The organism is Saccharomonospora iraqiensis subsp. iraqiensis, from assembly GCF_000430445.1.
Taxonomy (GTDB): domain Bacteria; phylum Actinomycetota; class Actinomycetes; order Mycobacteriales; family Pseudonocardiaceae; genus Saccharomonospora; species Saccharomonospora iraqiensis.
This window is the reverse complement of sequence record NZ_KE387080.1, coordinates 4559-8062: the sequence shown is the minus strand read 5'-3', so window position 1 is coordinate 8062 and position 3504 is coordinate 4559. Positions and strand designations below refer to the sequence as shown.

Here is a 3504-nt window from a genome sequence, read left to right as displayed (position 1 = left end):
CCGTGCGGCGGGCGCGGGTGGTGCCTGCGGCCGGGCGGCCGCGTCGGCTCCCGCTCTCGCCGCGATTTAACCCTGTCGGGTGACGTATTTTAGGGGTTGCGTGACCAGCTTCGAGTCGGGGTAGGCGGTGGGCTACTCTCTCCGGGCTCAGGGGTGACGACGGAGTGTCGATGGAGACCTCCCTCACGCCGGATTCCGGGCACAAACACCGACGCTGGAACGTTGTCCAGCGGCACGAGGAATGTCCGGGCGCGGCCCGGTGTTCCGTGAGACCTGGTACCGAAGCTGATCGCAGGGGTGAAGGACAATGGCGACCGACTACGACGCTCCGCGTCGCAGCGAAGCCGACGAGTTGGCCGAGGACTCGTTGGAGGAGCTGAAGGCGCGGCGCAACGAGACGCAGTCCGGCGTCGTGGACGTCGACGACGAGGCCAGTGGGGAGAACTTCGAACTCCCCGGGGCGGACCTGTCCGGACTGTCGGGTGAGGACCTCACGGTGAAGGTCGTGCCGAAGCAGGCCGACGAGTTCACGTGCTCGAAGTGCTTTCTCGTGCACCACCGCAGCCGCCTCGCCGAGGAGTCCGGTGGCAATCTCATCTGCCGGGACTGCGCCTGAACCGACCGGCCGTCGCGGACGGGTGCGGTCCACCACGGAACGGGGCGGCGTGGGCACCGGAGGGGGTCCCCGGACGCGACCGGGTGGCCGGGGACGACCCGGCCACCCGTTTTCGTGTCCGGGGTAGTGTCCCGTGCCGTGTCCAGTGTGCGGATCCGGATGTCCCGCCTCGACCCCGACGTCGTGGCCCCCTCCTACGCGCGTCCCGGTGACGCGGGCGCCGACCTGGTGACGACCTCGGACGTGCGGCTCGCCCCGGGGGAGCGGGCCGTCGTGGGGACCGGGGTCGCGGTGGCCGTCCCGGACGGCTACGCCGGGTTCGTCCATCCCCGGTCCGGGCTGGCGGCGCGGACGGGGCTGTCGATCGTGAACAGCCCTGGCACCATCGACGCGGGTTACCGGGGGGAGATCCGGGTCTGTGTGATCAATCTCGACCCGGCGGAACCGGTCGAGCTGCGCCGGGGTGACCGCATCGCGCAGCTGGTCGTGCAGAAGGTGGAACACGCCGAGTTCGTCGAGGTCGATCGGTTGGAGACGACGGAACGCGGAGTGGGCGGCTACGGGTCGACCGGTGGGCACGCCACGCTCGGAACGGAGAGCTAGGTGGGCATTTTCGGACGCAGGCGCAGGAAGGGACCGGCCGGGGGCGAGGTCGACCGCGGCGACGAGGGCCCGGCCCCGTCCGGGGCCGAGGGCACCGACGACGCCGGTGCGGACCCGGACGGCGGGACGGACGCCGGGAACGTGGTCGGGGACACCGGGGAGGACGACGCCTCGGGCGGGCGTCCCGACGGCCCGTACGACGTCTCCGAGGCGCCCGACGACGGCCTCGCCCGGATGGACCTCGGTTCGATCCGGCTCCCGGTGCCGGACGGCTCGCAGGTCCAGGTCGAGATGGACCAGGCGAGCCAGACGGTGCGCGCGGTCCACGTGGTGACCGGGTACGGCCAGGTCACGGTGACCGCCTACGCGGCCCCGCGCTCGGGTGGCCTGTGGCGCGAGGTGAGCCAGGAGCTGGCCGACCAGCTCCGCTCGGACGGCGCCCGGGTGACCCTCGGCCGGGGCGAGTGGGGGATGGAGCTCTCCGCGGTGGTCAACGACGTGGCCCTGCGGTTCGTCGGGGTCGACGGGCCCCGGTGGATGCTGCGCGGGGTGATCGCCGGTCCGCAGTCGGAGGCGGCGACCGCCCCCGAGGTGCTCCGGAGCATCGTCCGGGGCACGGTCGTCGACCGGGGTGAGGACCCCATGCCGGTCCGCACACCGTTGTCGATCACACTGCCGGAGGCGGTCGCCGCGCACGTCGCGGGACAGGCCCGGCAGCAGCAGGGACAACAGAACCAGCAGCAGGGACAGCAGAACCAGCAGCGGGCCTGACGGACACCCCGGACCGCGGCGTTCCCTCCGGTCCGGGGTGTCCGGCCGGAGGTCGCCGTCCCGGGCACGTGGGATAGCGGACATCACGTTGCGATCCGGACGCGGTCCGGGATTCCCTTGCCCGGACAGGGTTACGCTGAAACACGCACGGGCCGTCCGTCGGGGGGCCCCGGGAAACATAGGAGCAGGCGCCTATGGTCGCCAAAGACGGCGGCTACTTCAGTCGGCTGGTGCGGAAACTGACCAGTGACGTCGCCGAACTGGACGCCGACGATCTCTCGCAGGAGTCCGAGGCGGTCGGTGCGCGGAGAGCGTGCGACTGCCACTGCGGGGAGGAAGCCACGGTGCTGGGCAGGTTGCGCAGCGTCGACCTGTGCCCCGGTAGCGCCGCGGCTACGCTGGAGGCGGAGTTGTTCGACGGTACCGACGACGTCACGCTGGTCTGGCTCGGTCGGCGCCGCATCCCGGGTATCGAACCCGGCCGCACGATCAAGGTGCGGGGCAGGATGGCCGAGCGCGACGGGCACAAGGTGCTGTACAACCCGTACTACGAACTGTTGCAACCGACCCAGTGAGAGTGGCCCGGCGTGACTGAGCACCCCCGCGACGACGGCGTGCGTTCCCCGACGTCCGACGACGGCACGGATCCGGCCGCGCGCGACCGGGGTGGGGGTGTCCGGGACGACGGTGGTGCCAGCGGCGACGGTGGTGGCAGCGGTGACGGCGTCGACCGGCGGGCCGGCGGACCGGACCCGGACGGGGAGTCGTCCACGGCGCCGGACCCGGACGGGGAGAACACCCCGGAGCCGACGCTGCTGGAACAGATGGGCGGCGTGTCCGGGCTCGTCTACTCCTCGGTGCCGATCGTCGTCTTCGTGCTCGCCAACGCCGTTCTCGGGCTGATGCCGGCGATCTGGACGGCGCTCGGCAGCGCGGTGGCGATCACCGTGCTGCGGGTGGTGCGCCGGGAGCCGGTCCAACCCGCGATCTCCGGGTTCTTCGGCGTGGCCATCGCCGCGTTCCTCGCCTACCGCACCGGATCGGCGAAGGGGTTCTTCCTGTTCGGCATCTGGGCGAGCGCGGTGTACTTCGGTGTGCTGGTGCTGTCGGTGGTGGTGCGCTGGCCGCTGGCCGGGGTGGTGTGGAACTACCTCAACGGCACGGGGATGGCCTGGCGCCGCGACAAGCCCTCCCGGTTCGGCTACGACGTGGCCACCCTCGCCCTGGCCGCGGTGTTCGCGGCACGGTTCGTCGTGCAGCAGTGGCTCTACGCCGAGGACTACACCGGCTGGCTGGCCTTCGCCAAGATCGCGATGGGGTATCCGCTGTACGGGCTGGCGCTGCTGGTCGTGGTGTGGGCGGTGCGCCGCTCGGACAAACGGCTCGCGGAGGTCCTGCACACGGCCGAGGAGACCGACGCCGAGATCGAGGCGCGGCTGCGGGCCAAGTACGGCGAGGCGCCCGCCCGGGGCGCCTGACCGGCGGGAACCGGGGCCCGGCGGCCCCCGGGGGAG

5 protein-coding genes are annotated in these 3504 nt (G+C 72.1%); all 5 read left to right on the top strand.

The window, feature by feature from the left end; genetic code table 11:
• Positions 1–307: 307 nt before the first annotated feature.
• Positions 308–616 (top strand): DUF4193 domain-containing protein, encoded by a 309-nt coding sequence (locus tag ACTIR_RS0109060; RefSeq protein ID WP_007025470.1) that lies wholly within the window; start codon positions 308–310, stop codon positions 614–616.
• A 138-nt stretch (positions 617–754) separates the two neighbouring features.
• Positions 755–1219 carry a dUTP diphosphatase gene (gene dut, locus ACTIR_RS0109055; protein WP_199285587.1) on the top strand — a complete coding sequence of 155 codons (465 nt, stop codon included), beginning with the start codon at positions 755–757 and terminating at the stop codon, positions 1217–1219.
• The gene (locus tag ACTIR_RS0109050; protein WP_026454021.1) at positions 1220–1990 is read left to right on the top strand and encodes a DUF3710 domain-containing protein; all 771 of its coding nucleotides are present in this window, start codon (positions 1220–1222) and stop codon (positions 1988–1990) included. It begins immediately after the preceding gene.
• A 194-nt stretch (positions 1991–2184) separates the two neighbouring features.
• A complete protein-coding gene (locus ACTIR_RS0109045; protein ID WP_007025467.1) occupies positions 2185–2565 on the top strand; it encodes an OB-fold nucleic acid binding domain-containing protein in 381 nt (126 codons plus the stop codon).
• 12 nt (positions 2566–2577) lie between these two features.
• Positions 2578–3468 carry a DUF3159 domain-containing protein gene (locus ACTIR_RS0109040; protein ID WP_026454020.1) on the top strand — a complete coding sequence of 297 codons (891 nt, stop codon included), beginning with the start codon at positions 2578–2580 and terminating at the stop codon, positions 3466–3468.
• Positions 3469–3504: the final 36 nt, after the last annotated feature.